The organism is Pseudomonas sp. GM33 (assembly GCF_000282295.1).
GTDB lineage: Bacteria > Pseudomonadota > Gammaproteobacteria > Pseudomonadales > Pseudomonadaceae > Aquipseudomonas > Aquipseudomonas laurylsulfatiphila.
This window is the reverse complement of record NZ_AKJO01000079.1, coordinates 12864-33949: the sequence shown is the minus strand read 5'-3', so window position 1 is coordinate 33949 and position 21086 is coordinate 12864. Positions and strand designations below refer to the sequence as shown.

16 protein-coding genes are annotated in these 21086 nt (G+C 61.6%); 12 read left to right on the top strand and 4 right to left on the bottom strand.

The annotated features are described in order from the left end of the window. The first annotated feature begins 2 nt into the window (after positions 1-2). The 5 genes from PMI26_RS16300 (at position 3) to PMI26_RS16320 (ending at position 5816) form a co-directional block, all read left to right on the top strand. On the top strand, positions 3-1586 hold the full coding sequence (locus PMI26_RS16300) for an ArnT family glycosyltransferase (protein ID WP_007974294.1): 1584 nt from the start codon (positions 3-5) through the stop codon (positions 1584-1586). A gap of 87 nt (positions 1587-1673) precedes the next feature. After that, complete coding sequence (locus PMI26_RS16305; RefSeq protein WP_007974293.1) at positions 1674-2840, top strand: MFS transporter; 1167 nt, start codon at positions 1674-1676, stop codon at positions 2838-2840. 170 nt (positions 2841-3010) lie between these two features. Continuing rightward, on the top strand, positions 3011-3718 hold the full coding sequence (locus tag PMI26_RS16310; protein WP_007974292.1) for an HPP family protein: 708 nt from the start codon (positions 3011-3013) through the stop codon (positions 3716-3718). Positions 3719-3815: 97 nt separating this feature from the next. Further along, the gene (locus PMI26_RS16315; RefSeq protein ID WP_007974290.1) at positions 3816-5279 is read left to right on the top strand and encodes a nucleobase:cation symporter-2 family protein; all 1464 of its coding nucleotides are present in this window, start codon (positions 3816-3818) and stop codon (positions 5277-5279) included. A 66-nt stretch (positions 5280-5345) separates the two neighbouring features. Beyond that, entirely contained in the window at positions 5346-5816 is a 471-nt protein-coding gene (locus tag PMI26_RS16320) for an LEA type 2 family protein (RefSeq protein ID WP_007974288.1), read from the top strand. A gap of 27 nt (positions 5817-5843) precedes the next feature. Here PMI26_RS16320 and PMI26_RS16325 read toward each other — a convergent pair whose 3' ends face one another. Together PMI26_RS16325 and pssA are read right to left on the bottom strand one after the other, a co-directional pair. Then, positions 5844-6860, bottom strand: coding sequence for an AraC family transcriptional regulator (locus PMI26_RS16325; protein WP_007974287.1), 1017 nt, complete (start codon positions 6858-6860; stop codon positions 5844-5846). A 163-nt stretch (positions 6861-7023) separates the two neighbouring features. Continuing rightward, complete coding sequence (gene pssA, locus PMI26_RS16330; protein WP_007974285.1) at positions 7024-8367, bottom strand: CDP-diacylglycerol--serine O-phosphatidyltransferase; 1344 nt, start codon at positions 8365-8367, stop codon at positions 7024-7026. Between the two features lie 216 nt (positions 8368-8583). Between pssA and PMI26_RS16335 the strand changes: the two genes are divergently transcribed. From PMI26_RS16335 to PMI26_RS16345, 3 genes are all read left to right on the top strand, one after another. Beyond that, a complete protein-coding gene (locus tag PMI26_RS16335) occupies positions 8584-9147 on the top strand; it encodes a TetR/AcrR family transcriptional regulator (RefSeq protein WP_033047828.1) in 564 nt (187 codons plus the stop codon). Between the two features lie 55 nt (positions 9148-9202). Continuing rightward, positions 9203-9679: a nuclear transport factor 2 family protein gene (locus PMI26_RS16340; protein ID WP_007974281.1), complete on the top strand. Its 477-nt coding sequence runs from the start codon at positions 9203-9205 to the stop codon at positions 9677-9679. Between the two features lie 190 nt (positions 9680-9869). Next, on the top strand, positions 9870-10649 hold the full coding sequence (locus PMI26_RS16345) for a TSUP family transporter (protein WP_007974280.1): 780 nt from the start codon (positions 9870-9872) through the stop codon (positions 10647-10649). Here PMI26_RS16345 and nudC read toward each other — a convergent pair. Beyond that, positions 10617-11447, bottom strand: coding sequence for an NAD(+) diphosphatase (gene nudC / locus PMI26_RS16350; RefSeq protein ID WP_007974278.1), 831 nt, complete (start codon positions 11445-11447; stop codon positions 10617-10619). The genes PMI26_RS16345 and nudC overlap by 33 nt on opposite strands. 6 nt (positions 11448-11453) lie before the next feature. Next, on the bottom strand, positions 11454-12266 hold the full coding sequence (locus PMI26_RS16355; protein ID WP_007974277.1) for a crotonase/enoyl-CoA hydratase family protein: 813 nt from the start codon (positions 12264-12266) through the stop codon (positions 11454-11456). Positions 12267-12825: 559 nt separating this feature from the next. Here PMI26_RS16355 and glgA point away from each other — a divergent pair. From glgA to PMI26_RS16375, 4 genes are read left to right on the top strand one after another with little or no spacing between them, the layout of a single operon-like run. Beyond that, positions 12826-14409 (top strand): glycogen synthase GlgA, encoded by a 1584-nt coding sequence (gene glgA / locus PMI26_RS16360; protein WP_007974276.1) that lies wholly within the window; start codon positions 12826-12828, stop codon positions 14407-14409. Between the two features lie 12 nt (positions 14410-14421). Continuing rightward, positions 14422-16221, top strand: a complete 1800-nt coding sequence (gene treZ, locus PMI26_RS16365) for a malto-oligosyltrehalose trehalohydrolase (RefSeq protein WP_007974275.1) — start codon at positions 14422-14424, stop codon at positions 16219-16221. After that, positions 16214-18292: a 4-alpha-glucanotransferase gene (gene malQ, locus PMI26_RS16370; protein WP_007974274.1), complete on the top strand. Its 2079-nt coding sequence runs from the start codon at positions 16214-16216 to the stop codon at positions 18290-18292. Before treZ ends, malQ begins: the two co-directional genes overlap by 8 nt. Beyond that, positions 18289-21084, top strand: a complete 2796-nt coding sequence (locus PMI26_RS16375; protein ID WP_007974273.1) for a malto-oligosyltrehalose synthase — start codon at positions 18289-18291, stop codon at positions 21082-21084. Before malQ ends, PMI26_RS16375 begins: the two co-directional genes overlap by 4 nt. Positions 21085-21086: the final 2 nt, after the last annotated feature.

Genomic DNA, 21086 nt, shown 5'->3' with positions numbered 1-21086 from the left:
TCATGTTCCCCCACTTGCGCCGACAGTCCCTCGCGCTGGGTCTGTTGGCGCTGGTGTTGTTCTGCGCCGGGATGTACCAGCAGCCGGCCATCGGCTTCGATTCGCGCTTCGTGCTGTTCGCCCAGGAGATGCTGCGCAACGGACCGTCTTTTTTTCCGACGACCTACGGCCAGCCCTACGCAGACTACTCGGGCCTTTCAACGGTATTCATCTGGCTGCTTTCACTGCCGCTCGGCCAGGTCACCAGCCTGACCGCGTGGCTGCCGAGCGCCATCGCCGCAGCGGTCATCGTCACCTTGATGTACCGCCTGCTGGCGCCCTACTCCACGCGCTGGGCGCTGCTGAGCATCGCCCTGATGCTGTTGACCAACACCTTCATCACCGAAACCCGCGCCGTTTCCCTCGACCTGATGCTGGCGGCCGTCGCGTTCAGCGTGTTCTACCTGGGTTATGTCGCCGATCACTTTGCGGCACCACGGCGCCGGGGCCTGATCTTTGCCTTGCTGATGCTGGGCTTCTGGATTCGCGGCCCCATCGGCCTGGTGATTCCTGCGGGGATGCTCTGCAGCTATTTTCTGGTCAATCGCCAATGGCGGCGGCTGTTTGTCTTCGGATTGCTGGCATCGGTGCTGTTGGCGGTGTGTGTCGGTCTGTTGCTGTGGCTGGCCGACGTCAGCGGCGGCCCGGCCTTCTTGCAGGACGTGATTCGCATGCAGTTCATGGGACGCATGGACGGCAGCGAAGGCTCCAACGAACTGTTGTATTACTTCACCAGCTCGATGGGCAATTACGCACTGGCCTGGCCGTTGGCAGTGCTGGCGCTGGTGACGGTCGCAGCTTCCGGTCGACAACAGTCAGGCCCGGCATTGCGCCTGACGCTGTACTGCGCAGCCGCCGGGTTGATCGTGATGGTCGGCCTTTCCGTCCCGCAAGCGAAAAAGGCCCGTTACCTGCTGCCGATGCTGCCCATGGCGGCAATCATTGCGGCTTACCCGTTCTACGCCGTGCAGGGTCGGTTGTTCAGTTGGCTGCGCGTATTGATGCAGGGCTTATGGCTGCTGATCCCGGGGCTGCTGATCGTGACCTTGCTGGTGGTACAGCGCAGATTCCCCGAAGACGTCGCTCACCTCACTTCGTTGTTCATCATTCTCGGCGTGCTGCAAACAGTCGCCGTGGCAGCGTTCAAGCAACCCCGCTGGCGTGCACAGATTCTCGCTCTTTGCGCGGTCCTGGCACTGTGGTCGTTATACATCCTGCAGTTCGAGCCCATCCAGCGACAGCTTTACGATACCCGGACCTTCAGCCACGAAGCGTTTGAACTCGTGCAAAAGGACCCCGCACCCCTGGTGATGCACGCGATGGGCAAGGATGCCAAAGCCATCAAGTTCATGGTCAACATCAATCAAGGCCTGCAACCGGAGTTCACCGATTCCCCCCAGGAACTTGACGCCCTCGAGGGCCCGGCGTGGCTGATGATGGACCTGAACGTCTACAAGGCACTGCAAGGCTCGGCTATCGGTGGCTTGCCACCCGTGTTGAGCGGGCGTTTCGACAAGAATGACTTCGTGCTGCTGCACCTCAAGTAATTCCGTAGCAACGAGCGGGTGTCCGACTGCTAGAGTAGCGCTGACCTTGGGCTGATGCCGGCCCGATCGAATAAGGACATTCACGCCGTGACCCGTTATTCCCCCCTCATCCGCCGCCTGCTGATCTGCTCGCTGACCATCGTCGTCAGCCGCGCCATCACCAGCCCGTTACTCACGTTGTTCGTCAGCGACAAGCTTGGCCTTAACCAACAGGACGTTGGTCTGCTGCTCGGCATTGCAGTGTTCGTCGCCACCCTGCTCTCCCTCTACGGCGGCTACATCATCGATCGTTTCGAAAAACGCCGACTGCTTGTGCTGTCGATGGCCTCCAGCGCGGTCGGCCTGCTGTTGCTGACCTTTGCCGAAAACCTCTACTTGACCACGATCACCCTGATCGTCACCGAAACCGCCTCGGCGCTGTTCCTGATCGGTTCGAAAGCCATTCTCAGCGACAACCTGCCCGTGGGTCAGCGAGCCAAGGCGTTTTCCTTGAGCTATACGCTGACCAACATTGGCTACGCGGTCGGGCCGATGCTTGGCGTGCTGATTGCCGGCGCCTTTGCCAGTGCGCCTTTCCTGATCGCGGCGGCCATCGCTTTTTTCAGTATTTTCCTGATGACCGGCATTTCCGCGGATCCGGCCAAGGCGCCTCTTGCCGGTCAGGCGCAGAGTTTTCTGAAAACCCTAATCACCCTGAAAAACGACCGCACCCTGATCCTGTTCACCGCCGGTTGCCTGCTCAGCACCGTGGTGCACGGGCGATTTACCTTTTACCTGTCGCAGTACCTGCTGGTGACCAGTAATCCCCAGCACACCATGGAAATCATGGCCGCCCTGCTCGCCTGCAACGCCATCAGCGTGATCCTGTTGCAATACCAGGTCGGGCGTTTTCTCAAACGTGAACAATTGCGCCAGTGGATTGTGGCCGGCACCGGCCTGTTCATCCTCGGCCTGATCGGCTTCAGCCTGGCGGACAGCCTGGTGAGCTGGTGCGTGGCCATGTTCATCTTCACCCTGGGTGAAATGATTATTTACCCGGCCGAGTTTCTCTTTGTCGACACCCTGGCTCCGGAAGAATTGCGCGGCAGTTACTACGGCGCGCAAAACCTTGCTGCGCTAGGCGGCGCGGTGAGCCCGGTGATTTGCGGCTTCATGCTGATGCACAGCCCGGCGCCGACGATGTTTTATGCCTTGAGTGCACTCGCAGCGCTAGGCGGCCTGCTCTGCTACATGAGTGGCCGACGGGCCACTTAAAGCAAAATTAATGCACTGAAAGCTCATTAATATGAATTTGTCAGTAGCTGGATTGAACGGCACACTGTGCCTGTTCCTCCCCCAACAGTGGGAACACCTTCAAGGGCTTACTGGGTTTCCCAGCTAAGCCCTTTTTTTACCTCGCTTTTTTCTGCCGGAGTTTTCTCGCAATGCTTGCCCGCTGGTTGCCCGTCGCCATCAACACCCGCCCCACCGAATGGAGCCGTGCCGCCATCGGCATGGCCTTGGGCACGCTGCTCAGCGTCTGGCTCTGTAGCCAGGTGTTTGGCATCGAAGTGGCCCAGCACCTGATCGGCCCGCTCGGGGCCTCGGCGGTGCTGTTGTTTGCCGTGTCGTCAGGAGCGCTCGCACAGCCCTGGTCGATTCTGGGTGGCTACTTGTGTGCCGCAGTGATTGCGCTGCTGGTGGCCCATGTGTTGGGTCGAACCTTGGGGAGCGCCTGTCTGGCGGCGGGCATGGCGGTGTTGCTGATGTGTTGGTTGCGCTGCCTGCATCCACCGGCCGGGGCGTTGGCCCTGACCCTGGTGCTGGCCGACCCGGTGACCATTGCCATGGACTGGAAAGCCATTGAGCCGGTCATGCTCAGCGCAGCGACGATGCTGTTCTGCGCCCTGGCCTACAACAATCTGACCCGCGTGCGTTACCCCAAGGGCAGCAGCGAACCGACCGTCATGATTCCGGCCGATCACCCGCCAGTCGACAGTCAGGCCATCACCGCCGAAGATCTGAAACTGGCGCTGGCGGACATGGAAGCCTTCTATGACGTCACGCCCGAGGACCTCGAACAGCTGATCCAGGCCAGCCAATTGCACGCCAAACGACGCAGCGTCACCGAGGTGTTCGCCCCGCGTCCGTAAGCCCCTGTTCTGGAGGATCTTTTGCCGTGGCCGGGCGGTTCTGGCATCCTGCGCCTCCATTTTCTGACCCGGCCCGCCTTCTGGCACGCAAACCACCATGACCGCCTCCGAAAAAGCCCCCGCGCCACGTAACAATGACCTGATCTACGGCCTCGATGACCGTCCGCACCTGACCGCCACTGTCTTCGCCGCCCTGCAACACGTGCTGGCGAGTTTCGTCGGCATCATCACCCCGACGCTGATCATGGGCAGCGCCCTGGGCCTGCAAAGCGAAATTCCCTATCTGATCAGCATGGCGCTGTTCGTCTCGGGCCTGGGCACCTTCGTCCAGGCGCGGCGTTTTGGTCCGGTGGGTTCGGGCCTGTTGTGCCTGCAAGGCACCAGTTTCTCGTTCATCAGTGTGATTCTCAGCGCCGGCTTCATGGTCAAGGCCCGGGGTGGTGGCACCGACGAGATTCTCTCGACCATCTTCGGCGTGTGCTTTTTTGCCGCGTTCATTGAAGTGGTGTTGAGCCAGTTCATCGGCAAACTGCGCATGCTGATCACCCCGGTGGTGACCGGGACGATCATCACGCTGATGGGGTTGTCGCTGATCAAGGTGGCCATGACCGACATCGCCGGCGGCTTCGGAGCCCAGGACCTGGGGGCTGCCAGTCACCTGGCCCTGGCGGCGCTGGTGCTGGGAACCATCGTGGTGTTGAACCGGGTCGATGTGCCGTTTCTGCGCCTGGGGGCGATTGTCATCGGTCTGACTCTCGGTTACGGGGTGGCCTGGCTCACAGGCCAGGTGGATTTCAACGGCCTGCCCGAAGTCCCGCTGATGAGCGTACCGGTGCCGTTCAAATACGGTTTTTCCTTTGATTGGGTGGCGTTCATTCCGGTGGCGGTGATCTTCCTCGTTTCGCCATTGGAGGCCGCCGGTGACCTCACGGCCAACTCGATGATTTCCCGGCAACCGGTCAAAGGCCCGGTGTACATACGCCGGATCAAGTCCGGCCTGCTCGCCGATGGCCTCAACTCGGCCATGGCGGCGGTGTTCAACAGCATGCCAATGGTGACCTTCGCCCAGAACAACGGGGTGATCCAGCTCACGGGCGTGGCCAGTCGTTACGTGGCGTTTTTCATTGCCGGTTTCCTGGTGGTGCTGGGCCTGTTCCCGATGATCGGCGCGGTACTGCAACTGATGCCCAAACCGGTACTGGGCGGCGCCGAGCTGGTGATGTTCGGCACCGTCGCCGTGGCCGGGATCAAGATTCTCGCCGAGGCCGGCCTGCATCGGCGCAACATGCTGATCGTGGCGATTTCCATCGGCATGGGCCTGGGGGTGGCCGCCGTGCCGGAAGTCCTGCGTGAACTGCCCAAGGCCCTGCACAACATTTTCGAATCGCCCATCACCGTCGGCGCGCTGTGCGCTATCGTTCTTAATATCTTCCTGCCTGAGGAGTTCATCGAGCTGGAAGAAGACGAATTCGATCCGGAGGCCTCCGTGCTTCAGGTGATGCAGAACCCCGATGTGACCACCAGGGATGAACCCGCAAAGGCTGCGGTGGTTGCACGGTAAAACCGCCGGACGGGCTCAGGGGCTGAGCCGGTGGCGGTACAGCCCTTTTCAGATGAGAGCACGTCCATGCGCAGCGTTCACGCGGTCCTGATTTCCCTCCTGCTCTGCCTGAGCGCCTGCTCCTCGCTGCCCAATCGAGACCCGCTGAAAATCAACGTCGTGGGTATCGAACCCCTGCAGGGCGAGGGCATGGAAGTACGCTTTGCCGTGACAATCCGCGTGCAAAACCCCAATGACAACAACCTCACCTACAGCGGCGTCGCCCTGGACCTGGACATCAACGGCCAGCCATTCGCCTCGGGCGTCAGCGATCAGAGGGGCGAGATCGGGCGTTTTTCCGACACTGTCGTGAGCGTGCCGGTCAGCGTTTCGGCATTTTCGTTCATCCGCCAGACCTATGGCATCAGCCAGATGAAAACCCTCAACAACATGCCTTATATCCTGCGCGGCAAGCTCTCGGGCGGGGTATTCAATACGATGCGTTTCGTCGACAGCGGCACCCTCAATCTGCCGGGGTCGACCACTGGCAGTCGCTAGCGAGAGAGGGTCAGGCAGGCGCTGAATCTACTGGACGTCATTGAGAATCAGGCTGCGGTAATGCCCCGGATTTGACCCCGCCCACTTGCGAAAGGCCTTGTAGAACGAACTGGTGTCAGCAAACCCCAGCCGCGTGGCGATTTCGCTGAAGCTGATCGCCGGCTCGGCCAGCCAGACGATCGCCAGCTCCTTGCGCACGCTGTCCTTGAGACCTTGATAGGTTTGCCCTTCTTCGGCGAGCCGGCGGCGCAATGTCGATGCCGACATGCACAGGCGTTGCGCCAGGGTCTCGGTTTCCGGCCAGTGCTCGGCCGGCAGGTGACGCAGATCGTGTTTGATCCGGCTGGCCAGGCTCTGCGAATCACGGTACTTCACCAGGATGTTGGCCGGTGCGAGGGCCAGGAATCGCTTGAGCTCTTCGGGGCTGCGCTTGATCGGCAGATCCAGGCAATCGGCGGAGAAAATCATCCGCGTACGCGGCCGGTCGAAACGCAGGTTCTCGGAAAACATCACCTGATAGTCATCGCAGAAATCCGGTTTCGAACAGCGCAGTTCAATGGCCAGAATCGGAATCCGCCGCCCCGCCAGCCAGCAGGCAACGCCGTGGACGATCATCCAGTAAGTGAAATAGGTGAAGGCCCGGCGTGGCTCCCTGTCGTCTTCGAGCAAGACGATTTCCGCCAGGCTTTGCTGACGCACCAACTGCGCCGGCAGGTGTTCGAGGATCAACGACAGAAACGCCAAGCCGCCAGCCAGTCCCGCCGCCACGTTGGGTTGGAGCATGGCGCTGCGACACAGGAATGCGAAGCTGCCGGATTTGAGTTTGCGTGGGTCCATGCCAAAAAACTCGTCATCCCCGCGCCGTGCCAGCAATCGCCACAGGCGCGCATAAGCGGTGGCTGGAACCCGGGCGTCGGCGTTACCCAACAGCTGCGGATCGATGCCGACCTTGATCAACACCTCGTCCTTGTCGATGCCTGGCGCGCAGCTTTGCAACAGTGCTTCACGCACCAGTTGGATGGAGATGGTGTCTTTTTCCGACATGGATTGCGGCAAGCCCTGTTCTTGTTCGAGTGGGGGGCATATTAGCAAGATCAAAAGCCAAAACGAGCAAGATCAAAAGATCGCAGCCTGCGGCAGCTCCTACACGCCGCAAGTGCCGCGAACGGACAAAATCCCTGTAGGAGCTGCCGCAGGCTGCGATCTTTTAGAGAATGCGGTAAAGCAGCCGCTCGATCCGCACACGACTCACGCGCTTGAGGAACTTGGCCACGCCCATTGGGTATTCGGCCAGGGTTTCCAGGTTCTGGAAGTGCTCGATTCGCCGGGTGTGCTGGAAAATCTCCGCCAGTTCCTGACGGCGCGGCTCCAGCCATTCGCCGTGCGGATCATCGATCAACAAGGCGTTTTCCAGATCGAGCCGGAACGCCCGCGGGTTGAGGTTGTTGCCAGTCAGCAAGGTATAGCGCCGATCGATCCACATGCCCTTGAGGTGATAGGTGTTGTCACCATCAAGCCACAGGTGCAGGTTCAACTGACCGCTGTCGATGTTGCGCTGATGGCGCTTGGCAAACCGGCGCAAGCTGATTTCGTACAGGTACGGCAGCGCCGAAATGACCCGGAACGGTTCACTCGGCGGAATGTAGAAGTCATTGGCCGTCTTGTCACCGACCACAATGTCGATCTTCACCCCACGGGCCAGCGCGCGGTTGATCTCGCGGATGATCGCCAGCGGCAGGTTGAAGTACGGCGTGCAAATGGTCAGCTGCTGCTGGGCGCTGGCGATCAGCTCGCAGATCACCCGGTTCAGCGGATTGTTCTTGCCGACGCCGAGCAACGGGCTGACGGACAGACCGGTCCGGTCGGTGGTGCCTCGCGTGGTGTCGTACGCCGCGTGCTTGAGCCGGCTGCGCAGGTCACCGATGTCATTGCGCAGGCTGCGGGTCGTCGGCAGGTTCGGCAGGTCGAGGCGGTGCACCGCTTTGGAAGCCACCAGGCCGTGCTGCACCAGGTGCTGCATCGAATCGGCCAGTTCGCGATTGTGCAGCACGTGATAACGGTCGTAGCGGTACTTGTCGAACTTGTGCAGGTAGACGTTGTTCAGGCTCGCGCCACTGTAGATCACGCAATCATCGATCACGAAGCCTTTGAGGTGCAGCACACCGAACAGTTCGCGGGTTTGTACCGGGACGCCATAGATCGGCACCACGCTTTCGTGGGTGCGGGTCATCTCCTGGTACCAGGCCGAGTTGCCCGGTTGCTTGCCGGCACCGATCAGGCCGCGCTGGGCGCGCAGCCAGTCGACGACCACCACCACGTCCAGTTCCGGACGCGCCAGTTTGGCCGCGTGCAAGGCATCGAGAATTTCCTGGCCGGCTTCATCCTGTTGCAGGTACAGCGCAACGATGTATATGCGCCGGGTCGCGCTGGCGATTTGCTCGAGCAGGCAACGACGGAATTCGGCAGCGCCGGAAAGGATGCCGACGGCATCGGCCGTCAGCGGAAAACTGCGCAGCTTGGGCAGCAGGGAACGTTTGAAAAGCGACGGCATAGGGCTCGCAATGGGTCGAATCCGAAGAGCCTGAGAGCTTACACCATCGCTGGGTTCGGGTCTTGTTACTGTCTGTAATACCCCTTCGCGAGCAGGCTCGCTCCCACATTGAAATGCATTCCCCCCTGTGGGAGCGAGCCTGCTCGCGAAGACTTATTGTCACACACCACAAAAAACTGTTTGACCAAGGAGAACGGTCGTTCTACTGTTAGCCACATGAACGAAATCAATAGCAACGACACACGCGACATCATTCTGGATGTCACCGAAAAGTTGATCTACAAAAGTGGCATAGCCGCCACTGGCATGGATCTCCTGGTGAAAACCGCCGGTGTCTCCAGAAAAAGCATCTACCGCTACTTCGCCAACAAGGACGAACTGGTCGTGGCCGCCCTGCAACGCCGCGATCAGCGCTGGATGCACTGGTACCGCAGCGAAGTCGGCCAGGCCCAGACCCCGGCCGGGCGGCTGCTGAACCTGTTTACCGTACTCAAGTCGTGGTTCGCCAGCGAAGGCTTTCGCGGCTGCGCCTTCATCAACACCAGTGGCGAAACCGGCGACCCGCAAGACCCGGTGCGCCTGGTCGCCAAAGAACATAAACAGAAACTGCTCGACTACGTGTGCGAGCTGTGTACCGAACATGGTGCCGAGGATCCGCAGACGCTGGCCAGACAGCTGCTGATCCTGATCGATGGTGCCATTACCGTGGCGCTTGTAACGGGTGATCACAGTGCCGCCGATAATGCGCAATGCATGGCGCGAAAGTTATTGGACCTGTAGCAACCTGATCAAGCTCGACAATTGTTTTAACTTTAACTTGATACGGAGACTTGAAATGTCTAATGCCGAAGTTCGTCCGCCATTGCCCCCTTTCTCCCGTGAATCGGCCATTGAAAAAGTTCGCCTGGCTGAGGATGGCTGGAATTCCCGCGATCCGGAGCGCGTGTCCCTGGCCTACACCCTGGACACCCAGTGGCGAAACCGCGCCGAGTTCGCCCATAACCGCGAAGAAGCCAAGGGCTTCCTGACCCGCAAATGGGCCAAGGAGCTGGATTATCGACTGATCAAGGAACTCTGGGCTTTTACCGACAACCGCATCGCCGTACGTTATGCCTATGAATGGCACGACGACTCGGGCAACTGGTTCCGCTCCTACGGCAACGAAAACTGGGAGTTCAACGAGGACGGCCTGATGGCCCGTCGCTTTGCCTGCATCAACGACATGCCGATCAAGGAAAGCGAGCGCAAGTTCCACTGGCCGCTGGGACGTCGCCCTGACGATCATCCGAGCCTGTCGGATCTGGGTCTGTAATCCGACCTGACGCTGATCCCTGTGGGAGCGGGCTTGCCCGCGAAGGGGCCATCAGATCCAACATTGACGTTGGCTGACACACCGCTTTCGCGAGCAAGCCCGCTCCCACATTGGTTTTGTGTTGTGCAGGTGGTTAAGATGCTGCCCTTCCCCGCAGCCTCTTTCTGCACCCGCCGAATAAGCCGATCCCATGCCTTTCGAACTCAGTGTTGACCTCTCCACCCTGGCCATCCTGGCCCTTGTCGCTTTTGTTGCCGGTTTCATCGACGCCATCGCCGGTGGCGGTGGGCTGTTGACCACCCCGGCGCTGTTGACCGCCGGCCTGCCGCCGCACCTGGTGCTGGGCACCAACAAGCTCAGTTCGACCTTCGGCTCGGCGATTGCCAGTTTCACCTTCTACCGGCGCAAGCTGTTCCACCCCGCGCAATGGGTGCACGCCATCGTCGGTACCCTGGTCGGCGCGCTGACCGGTGCCGTGGTCGCGCACTACCTGCCAGCAGAATGGCTGAACAAAATGCTGCCGGTGATCGTCTTCGCCTGCGGTGTCTATCTTTTGTTTGGCGGCACGCCGAAAGCGCCGACGGACAGCGATGCACCGATCAAGAAAACGTGGCAGTCGACCCAGGGCTTCAGCCTCGGTTTCTATGATGGCGTGGCCGGTCCCGGCACGGGCGCGTTCTGGACCGTGAGCAGCCTGTTGCTCTACCCCATCGACCTGGTGAAGGCCAGCGGCGTGGCGCGCAGCATGAACTTCGTCAGCAACGCGGCGGCGCTGTCGATCTTCATCTTTTCCGGTCAGGTGGACTGGATCATCGGCCTGTGCATGGGCTCGTCATTGATGGTCGGCGCCTTCTTCGGCGCCCGCACCGCCATCAGCGGCGGGGCGAAATTCATTCGTCCGGTGTTCATCACCGTGGTGTTGGGCCTGACCGTGCGCCTAGCCTGGCAGCACTGGTTCAGCGTGGCCTAAACGCCGCGCCACGTAGACGTCGATCAGGTAACGGGCAATCGAGCGCGACGCCGGCAACGGCGGCAGCGCGTGCACGTTGAACCACTGGGCGTCCTCGATCTCGTCTTCCTGGCAGACGATTTCGCCACTGGCGTACTCGGCATGAAAGCCTAGCATCATCGAGTGCGGGAACGGCCAGCACTGGCTGCCCATGTACTGGATGTTCCTGACCTCGATGCTCACCTCTTCGCGAACCTCGCGAATCAGGCAGTCCTCGGCCGATTCGCCCGGCTCGGCAAACCCGGCCAAGGTGCTGTAGACCCCCGGCACAAAACGTGGCGAACGCCCCAGCAGAATCTCGTCGCCACGGGTCACCAGTACGATCATGCTCGGTGAAATCCGCGGGTAATAGCGCAAGTCACACGGCAGGCAGTACATCGCCCGCTCACGCACCACCTGATGGGTCGCCTGACCGCAATTGCCGCAAAAGCGGTGTTCGCGGGCCCAGGTGCCGATCTGTGCGGCGTAACCGAGCACCTTGTAGACCGTGTGATCGCCTTCGAGCATGAACGCCCGCAAGCCCTTCCAATTGCAGCCCGGCACCTCGCTGTGACTGCGCAGCTCCAGCAGATAGACCGGCTCGCCATCGAGATGACCGATGCCATGCTCGGAGAGAATCGACAGGTCCTGACGCTTCAACCATTCACGTGGAAACAGGGCGCCATTGTCATCGAACAGAAAGCCTTCGGGGCTGCGCGCGACGGCCCAGCCGCCGGGTTGATCGGTGTCCAGTACTGCAGTGGTCCAGCGAGGAATCATGGTTAATCAATCCAGAAATTCGGGTTTCTGTTTGCTCATATGGGCGGCCATGGCCACGCGCAGATCGGTGGATTGCAACATGGCGGCGTTCCAGGTGGCGATGTATTCGAGGCCGTCATCGATGCGATGGTCACGCATGTAGCTGATCATCTCCTTGGTGCCGGTGACGGCGATCGGCGACTTGCCGGCGATTTCGCGGGCAATCCCCATGACGCCGTCGAGCAGGCTGGCGTTGTCGCTATAGACGCGATTGACCAGGCCCATGCTGCGCGCTTCGTCGGCGCCAAAGGTGCGACCAGTGTAAGCCAGTTCGCGCAGCATGCCGTCACCGATGATCCGCGGCAAGCGTTGCAGTGTGCCCACGTCGGCGGCCATGCCGATGTCGATTTCCTTGATCGAGAACTGTGCGTCCTCGGCGGCATAACGCATGTCGCACGCGGCAATCAGGTCGATGGCGCCACCCAGGCAGTAGCCCTGAATCGCTGCAAGCACCGGTTTGCGGCAGTTGTCGACGGCATTGAACGACGCTTGCAGGGTAAGGATCTTGCGCCGCAGCAGGCGCGCATTGCGGCCGACGTCCTTGCCCAGTTCATTGGCCACACCGGCCAGCATCATCAGGTCGATACCCGAGGAGAAATGCTTGCCTGCGCCGCTGAGGACCACCACGCGCACTTCATCGGTGTCGTCGATCCACTGGAAGATCTCGACGATCTCGCTCCAGAACGCAGCGTTCATCGAGTTGATCTTCTCCGGCCGGTTGATCTGCACATGGGCGATTTTATCAACCAGTTCGACGTTGAATGCGCTGTATTGAGACATGCCAAGGATCCTTTTGCGGGCAGAAAACGAGGCCCGAACTATAACAAGGCATCGCGACCGGCAGTAAGGCAGTGGTTCAGCCAAATCCGGGACTTGGCGTACGCACCGCATTGGTGCGCAGCCGCTCGATCACGTCGCACATTCATGTGACCGCCCGGTGACTTTTTGAGGGCGAAACGCAAAAAAACATGCACTTCGTCGGGGCGTTTGCACCTCGATCAGGCACGTCCGTACCGCTACAAACCGATTGTCGAACAATTTTGCCATCGGCCCTTTACCGCTCTAAGTTCTGGCCTAGACTCATTTTCTCAAAGCGAAACCGATCGGTCACAAAGTGGAAAAACAGTCGAAACTTTTTCCATTCCCGATCGGTCCTCTGACAAGAAGGTGCGTTGCGACTGGTGCAATCTTTGCAACGGCTCATTCACCCCTTTTGCTTCGACGCATCGGGCAGCGCTTGCTCACTGATGCGCAGCGCTTTTGCGCCCGGCCACGGGAATTGGCCATGAAACACCGTTTGCCAGACCTAAGAATTAGATCAACAGCACGGGAGATTCATATGATCAGTACGGCTTTGGAAATACAGGGAGAACGTGCTCATCAGGTCGGCGAATCGAGCGCCGTAACTGCCGCGAACACCCAACCCGTCAGCGTGCCCGGCACCAGGACGCTGCCCCCGGCAGCCCAGCAGAATCCGAACCGTAAGAAAGTGTTGTTCGTGACCTCGGAAATTGCCGACCTGGTGAAAACCGGGGGCCTGGGCGACGTTTCCGCGGCGCTGCCACGGGCCATGGCCCATCTGCACGATGTGCGAGTGTTGATCCCGGGTTACCCGCAGGTGCTGCACAGCGAGAACCCCATCCATATCATCGGTGAACTCGGCGGTCATGCCGCATTGCCACCGTGCAAGATCGGGCGCATGGACATGCCCGATGGCCTGGTCATCTACGTACTGATCTGCCCCGAACTCTACGAGCGCGAAGGTTCACCCTACGGCGCCAACAACGGCCGCGACTGGCCGGACAACCATATCCGTTTCGCCCGCCTGGGCCTGGCGGCGGCCGACATCGCCGCCAACCTCGCGCAAATCCACTGGTGCCCGGACCTGGTGCACGCCCACGACTGGCCGGCCGGCCTGGCCCCGGCCTACATGCACTGGCGTGGGCAGCGCACACCGACGCTGTTCACCATTCACAACCTGGCCTATCAAGGCGTGACCAGCCTGGGCTCGTGCCCCGAACTGGGCATTCCCCATCACGCGCTGCAACAGGAAGGCATGGAGTTCTACGGCAAGATGTCGTTCCTCAAGGCCGGCATGGCCTACTCGAGCCACATCACCACCGTCAGCGCGACCTACGCCCAGGAAATCACCACCCCGGACTTCGGCTGCGGACTCGACGGCTTCCTCGCCGCCAAGACTCAGCAAGGCCTGCTCAGCGGGATTCCCAACGGCATCGATGAAAGCTGGGATGCGGCCACCGACCCGCACCTGTTCTGCCCGTTCGAAATCGGCGACTGGGATGGCAAGGCGGTGAACGCCGCCCATGTGCGCGAGCTGTTCGGTCTGCAAGACTCCGAAGGGCCGCTGTTCGCCGTGGTGTCGCGCCTGGTCTATCAGAAAGGCCTGGACCTGACCGAAGCGGTCTCCGAATACATCGTCAAATCCGGTGGCCAGATCGCGATCATCGGTCGTGGCGAGCCGGAAGAAGAACAGTCGATGCGCGAACTGGCCCTGCGTTTCCCCGGGCAGATCGGCGTGCGCATCGGCTTTAACGAAACCGATGCCCGGCGCATGTTCGCCGGCAGCGACTTCCTGCTGATGCCTTCGCGTTACGAACCTTGCGGCCTGAGCCAGATGTACGCCCAGCGCTTCGGCTCGTTGCCGGTGGCGCGCAATACCGGTGGCCTGGCCGACACCATCGAAAACGGCGTGACCGGCTTCCTGTTCGATGAATCCACGGTGCAGAGCTATCAGGAAGCCCTGAGCCGCGCGTTCAAGGTGTTCGCCTTCCCCGACCTTCTGCACGCCATGCGCTGCCGGGCCATGGCAGCACCATTCAACTGGTGCAAGGCAGTCGAACCCTACGCCGAACTCTATGAACAGCTTGTGGCGAAAGCGTTGGGGAAATCGAACAAACAGTAAGAGGCTTTCAAGATGCCGTTACGGACCCTTGAGACCTGGCCCCACGGCGCAATCATGCTGGACGCAGAGCACACGCAATTCGCGTTGTGGGCGCCAGATGCGTTTTACGTCAGTGTCGAGCTGGAACATGGACAGTCCTTGCCGTTGCTGCCCCAGGCCGACGGCTGGTTCGTGAGCAACATCCGATGCGCGGCAGGCACGCGTTACCGCTACAGCATCGACGGCGAACTGGAAGTGCCCGACCCGGCTTCCCGTGCTCAGGACGGCGATATCGACCGGCACAGCGTGGTGGTCGATCCGCTGGCCTATGCCTGGCAACACAGTGCCTGGTCGGGACGGCCTTGGAACGAAGCGGTGATTTACGAACTGCATGTCGGTGCGCTCGGCGGCTTCAGTGCCGTCGAGCAGCATCTGGCGCGCCTGGTCGAACTGGGCGTCACCGCGATCGAACTGATGCCCGTCGCGCAGTTTCCCGGTGAGCGCAATTGGGGGTATGACGGTGTCCTGCCCTACGCGCCCCAGGCTTCATACGGGTCACCCGAGCAGCTCAAACACTTGATCGACACCGCCCACGGTCATGGCCTGGCGGTGATTCTCGACGTGGTCTACAACCACTTCGGTCCGCACGGCAATTACCTGCATCGTTATGCCAAGGGCTTCTTTCGCGAAGACAAACAGACGCCGTGGGGCGCGGCCATCGACTTCCGCCGCCGCGAAGTACGGGACTTCTTCATCGAAAACGCCTTGATGTGGCTGCTCGAATACCGTTTCGACGGTTTGCGCCTGGACGCGGTGCACGCCATTGAAGATCCGGATTTCCTCCAGGAACTGGCGCAACGGGTGCGCCAGCAGACGGGACCGGCGCGACATGTGTGGCTGATGGTGGAGAACGAACACAATCAGGCCGGACTGCTCGAACAGGGTTACGACGCGCAGTGGAACGATGACGGCCACAATGCCCTGCATGTGTTACTGACCGGCGAAACCGAGGCCTATTACGCCGACTACGCGCACAACCCCACCGAACAACTGGCGCGTTGCCTGAGCCAGGGTTTCGTGTTCCAGGGTCATATCAATCGCCATGGCGTGGCGCGCGGTGAACCCAGCGGGCACTTGCCTCCCGGCGCCTTCATCCTGTTCCTGCAGAACCATGACCAGATCGGCAACCGCGCTTTCGGCGAGCGCCTGCATCAACTCGCCCACCCGCAAGCGCTGCGGGCCGCCACGGTGTTGCTGCTGTTGTCGCCGATGATTCCGCTGCTGTTCATGGGCGACGAGTTCGCCGTCGAGCAACCCTTCCTGTATTTCACCAGCCATCACGGTGAGTTGGCAAAGTTGGTACGGGACGGCCGACGAAACGAGTTCGCGGCCTTCAGCGTGTTTGCCGACCCACTCCTGCGCGAACACATTCCTGACCCGAACGATCCGCAGACATTTGCAGCGTCCCGCCCCGTCCTGCCTTCGAACGGCCATACTGAGATGCACGAGCTGTATTGCCGGCTGTTGCAGATCCGTCACCGGCTCCTCATCCCCCGCTTGCCGGGCACCCAGGCACTGGGGGCCGACGAGCTGGGCGAAGGCGCGGTCAGTGCCGCCTGGCGCCTGGGCGATGGCAGCGAGTTGCGCATTGACCTGAACCTCAGCGACAAGCCCGTAGTCCACACCTCACAGACCGGTGCCGCACGGTTGTTCGAATACCCGCCACAGAGCGCCGATCTGCTGGACCAGGGCACCCTTGCCCCGTATTGCGCGCTCGTCAGCCTCGCCGCCGCAGCCCCTTTGCCACTTCGTATGGAGAGCGTCAATGAGTGATGCGCAACTGGAAATTCTGGCCAGCCGTGCCGGCCTCGCGGTCGACTGGATCGACGCCAACGGCCGCCCGCAAAAAGTCGCACCTTCGGTATTGCGCAATGTGCTGACCGGCCTTGGCCACCCGGCAGGCAGCGCCCAGGAAATCGACGCCAGCCTGCTGGAATTGCAAGCGGTGCAGCAGACCCATCACTTGCCGCCATTGATCACCGCCGATGTTGGAGTTGGCCTGGATCTGGCGCGTTTCTTTGCACCTCAAACCCCTTGCGAAATCCACCTTGAAGACGGTTCGCGGCTCAACCTCAAGCTGGACGCCAACGCAAAACTGCCGGGGCTGGTACCGGTCGGCTATCAACAGGTCAGTATCGACGGACAAACCTTCACCCTGGCGGTGGCCCCGCCCCGTTGTTACAGCGTCGCCGATGCCGTGGATAACCCGATCCCGCGTGCCTGGGGCCTGAGCGTGCAATTGTATGCTTTGCGCCGTCCTGGCGATGGCGGTTTTGGTGACACCCAGGCGCTCGAGGACCTCGCCCGAGTGGCCGGTGAACGTGGCGCCGAGGCGCTGGCGATCAGCCCCTTGCATGCGATGTTTTCCAATGACACTCAACGCTACAGCCCGTATTCGCCATCCAGCCGTCTGTTTCTCAACAGCCTTTACTGCGCCCCCGGCACCATTCTCGGCGAGCGCGCCTTGCGTACCGCCATCGATGCCACCGGGCTGGCCATTGAGCTCAAGGCGCTGGAGGAGCGTGCGCTGATTGACTGGCCGGCCGCCGCCGAAGCCAAGCATCGGCTGTTGCAGTCGCTGTACGAAGGTTTCGTCCAGGGTGAACATCCCTTGCACGAAGACTTCAGCAGTTTTCGTCACGCTGCCGGCGAAGCGCTGGAAAACCACTGTCGCTTCGAAGCCATACAGGAGGCACGCGCCGCCCGCGGTGAAGGCCTCGACTGGCGACTGTGGCCCGAACCCTGGCGTAATCCGCGTAGCGCCGAACTCGCAGCTTTTGCCGAAGAGAATGCCGGGCGCATCGGCTTCTTCGCCTTCTGCCAGTGGCTGATCACTCGCTGCCTGGAGCGCGCGCAAACCGCTGCCCGCGCCAGCGGCATGAGCATCGGCCTGATCGCCGACCTGGCCGTCGGTGCCGATGGCGGCGGCAGCCAGGCCTGGAGCCGGCAGGACGAACTGCTCGCGTCCCTCACCGTCGGTGCGCCACCGGATATTCTCAACCGCACGGGCCAGGGCTGGGGAATTTCCGCGTTCTCCCCTGAAGGCCTGGTGCGCAATGGTTTCCGGGCGTTCATCGAAATGCTGCGGGCCAATTTCGCCCATTGCGGTGGCTTGCGTATCGATCACGTCATGGGACTGCAGCGGCTGTGGGTGATCCCCAACGGCTCACCGCCGGCCGACGGCGCCTACCTGTATTACCCGGTGGACGACCTGCTGCGTTTGTTGACCCTGGAATCCCATCGGCACCAGGCCATCGTCCTCGGCGAAGACCTCGGCACCGTGCCGGATGGCCTGCGGGAAAAACTCATCGCCCGTTCGATGCTCGGCATGCGGGTACTGCTGTTCGAGCAGGACAACACGCACTTCAAACCGATCCTCGACTGGCCGGACAACGCCCTGGCGACCACCAGCACCCATGACCTGCCCACCCTCAACGGCTGGTGGCATGGCCGCGACATCGACTGGAACGCCCGGCTCGGGATGGTCGACGCCAGCGGTGAGATCGAATGGCGCCAGCATCGCGAGCGCGAGCGCGAGGGCCTGCGCCGGGCATTGAGCCAGGACCCGCAGAACTTCCGTGAAGAATCCCACGAAACCGACCAGGTGCTCGACGCCAGCGTGCGATTTCTCGGTCATACCCGGGCACCCTTGGTGCTGTTGCCGCTGGAAGATGCCCTTGGCGTGGAACAACAGGCCAACCTGCCCGGCACCATCGACACCCACCCGAACTGGTCGCGGCGCTTGCCCGGCTACAGCGAAGCCCTGCTCGATGGACCGGATGCCGCGCGGCGCCTGGAACTGCTCGCCTGTGCGCGACTGCAGGCGGCCGAGCGTGACCGATGACCCAACAGCCTACCCGCCCGTTGCGCGCCACACTGCGCCTGCAATTTCATAAAGGCTTCACGCTGGAAGACGCGGTGCCGCTGGTGCCGTATTTCGCACGCCTGGGCATCAGCCATGTCTACGCCTCCCCGCTGTTGCGTGCCCGAGCCGGATCGATGCATGGCTATGACGTGGTGGACCCGACCAGAGTCAACCCGGAGCTGGGTGGCGAAGTGGCGCTGCGCAGCCTGGTCGACGCCTTGCACGAGCAGGACATGGGATTGATCCTCGACATAGTCTCCAACCACATGGCGGTCGGCGGCGCTGACAACCCCTGGTGGCTGGACCTGTTGGAGTGGGGACGCCTGAGCCCCTACGGCGAGTTTTTCGACATCCAGTGGCACTCTCCCGATCCGTTGATGGAAGGCCAGTTGCTCCTGCCGTTCCTGGGCAGCGATTACGGCGTGGCGTTGCAGGACGGCACCCTGCCCTTGCGCTTCGATGCCTGGCACGGCAGCTTCCATGTCGAGCACTACGAACATCGCTTTCCCATTTGCCCCTGGGATTACGGCGAACTGCTCAAGACCGATGCAGCGCTCGATACGGAGCAGGCCGAACAACTGAAAAACCTGGCCGATCGCTTCAGCACCCTGAGCTACCAGACCGACGCCCACAGTTTGGCCATACCGCTGAAAGCGGAACTGCGCGATCTGGTCAGCGATCCGCTTATTGCTCAAGCCATTGACCGGCACCTGAAGCACTACGACTCAGTGACCCACGAAGGCTTTCAGCGCCTGCACAACCTGCTGGAGCGCCAGAGCTATCGCCTCGCCAGCTGGCGCACGGCCGCCGATGACATCAACTGGCGGCGCTTCTTTGATATCAACGAACTGGGCGGATTGCGCGTCGAGCGTCCCGCGGTGTTCGAAGCCACCCACGCGAAGATCTTCCAACTGGTGGCCGAGGGGCTGATCGACGGGTTGCGCATCGACCACATCGACGGCCTCGCCGACCCGCGAGGCTACTGCCGAAAGCTGCGGCGTCGGGTCGACAGCCTGTCCGCAGGCCGCCATCTGCCGATCTTTGTCGAAAAAATCCTCGGCGAAGGCGAGACCCTGCATCGCGACTGGTCGGTGGATGGCACCACCGGCTACGAGTTCATGAACCAGTTGTCACTGCTGCAAACCGACCCTCGGGGTGCCCAGGCGCTGGCCGAACGCTGGCAGCGCCACAGCGAGCGTTCTGCCGACTTCTCCCAGGAAACACAACTGGCCCGCCAGCAAATTCTCAATGGCTCCCTGGCCGGGGATTTCGAAAGCGTCGCCCAAGCCTTGCTGCAAGTGGCCCGGGACAATCTCATGACCCGCGACCTGACCCTCGGTGCGATTCGCCGGGCGCTGCAGGCGCTGATCGTGCATTTCCCGGTGTACCGCACCTACATCAGCCCCCTCGGCCGGTCAGGCCAGGATGAGGCGTTTTTCCAGCAGGCCATGGACGGCGCCCGCCAGACACTGGGCGAGGCAGACTGGCCGGTGCTCGACTGCCTGGCCGGCTGGCTCGGTGGTGAACCCTGGCGGCAACGCCCGGCCGGGCGTCAGCGCAAACGCCTCAAGCACGCCTGCGTGCGTTTCCAGCAACTGACCTCGCCAGCCGCGGCGAAAGCGGTGGAAGACACCGCGTTCTATCGTTCGGCCGTCCTGCTCTCGCGCAATGACGTGGGGTTCAGCACCGGGCAGTTCAGTGCGCCGGTGGCCGACTTTCATCGGGCCTGCATCGAGCGCCTTGAAACCTTCCCGGACAATCTGCTGGCCAGCGCCACCCACGACCACAAGCGTGGCGAAGACTCACGCGCACGGCTGGCGGTACTGAGTGAGCGCAGCGGCTGGTACACCGACCAGATCGGACTGTGGCGCGCCCTCGCCCGGCCCTTGCGCCAGGACGATCAAGTGCCGTCGGCGGGCGATGAGTTGATTCTGTACCAGGCGATCCTCGGCAGTTGGCCACTGGGTCTGGCTATCGATAATCCAACGGCGCTCGAGGACTACGCCAAACGCCTCTGGCAATGGCAGCGCAAGGCCCTGCGCGAAGCCAAGCTGCAAAGCAGCTGGAGCGCGCCTAATGACGCTTACGAGCAAGCGACCGGGGACTTTATCCAGCGCCTGTTGCTCAGCCCCGAAGGTGAGCTGCTGCGTGCGGCCCTGGCCAGAGCGGCCCGTTCGATTGCCGCCCCCGGTGCCCTTAACGGTTTGGCGCAAACCTTGCTGCGCATGACAGTGCCCGGCGTGCCGGATTTGTATCAGGGCAACGATTTCTGGGACTTCAGCCTGGTCGACCCGGACAACCGTCGCCCCGTGGATTACGCCAGTCGCCAGCAGGCACTGCAGCACAGGGTAGACCTGCCGGACCTGTTATCGAACTGGCAGGACGGGCGCATCAAGCAAGCCCTGGTTGCGCGCACCCTGGGCCTGCGCGCCGAACATGCCGAGCTGTTTCGGCGTGGCACTTACCGGGCTCTGGAAGTGCTGGGCAGCGAGGCCCATCGTGTGCTGGGGTTTGTCCGCGAACGGGAGGGAGAACGCGCCATTGTGATTGTGCCGATACGCTGTGCCGGACTGCTGGAAAACAGTGCCGTACCCCAGGTCCACGCGCCGCTGTGGGGCGATACCCGGGTCAAACTGCCGTTCACCGTTGCCGACGAACATCTGAAGGGACTTTTTACCGGCATCAAAGTCACAAAACACAGAGAGCTGCTGATCAGCGCCGCGCTGGGGGATTTCCCGGTCAATCTCATTATTCAAACTAACCACACTTGAGT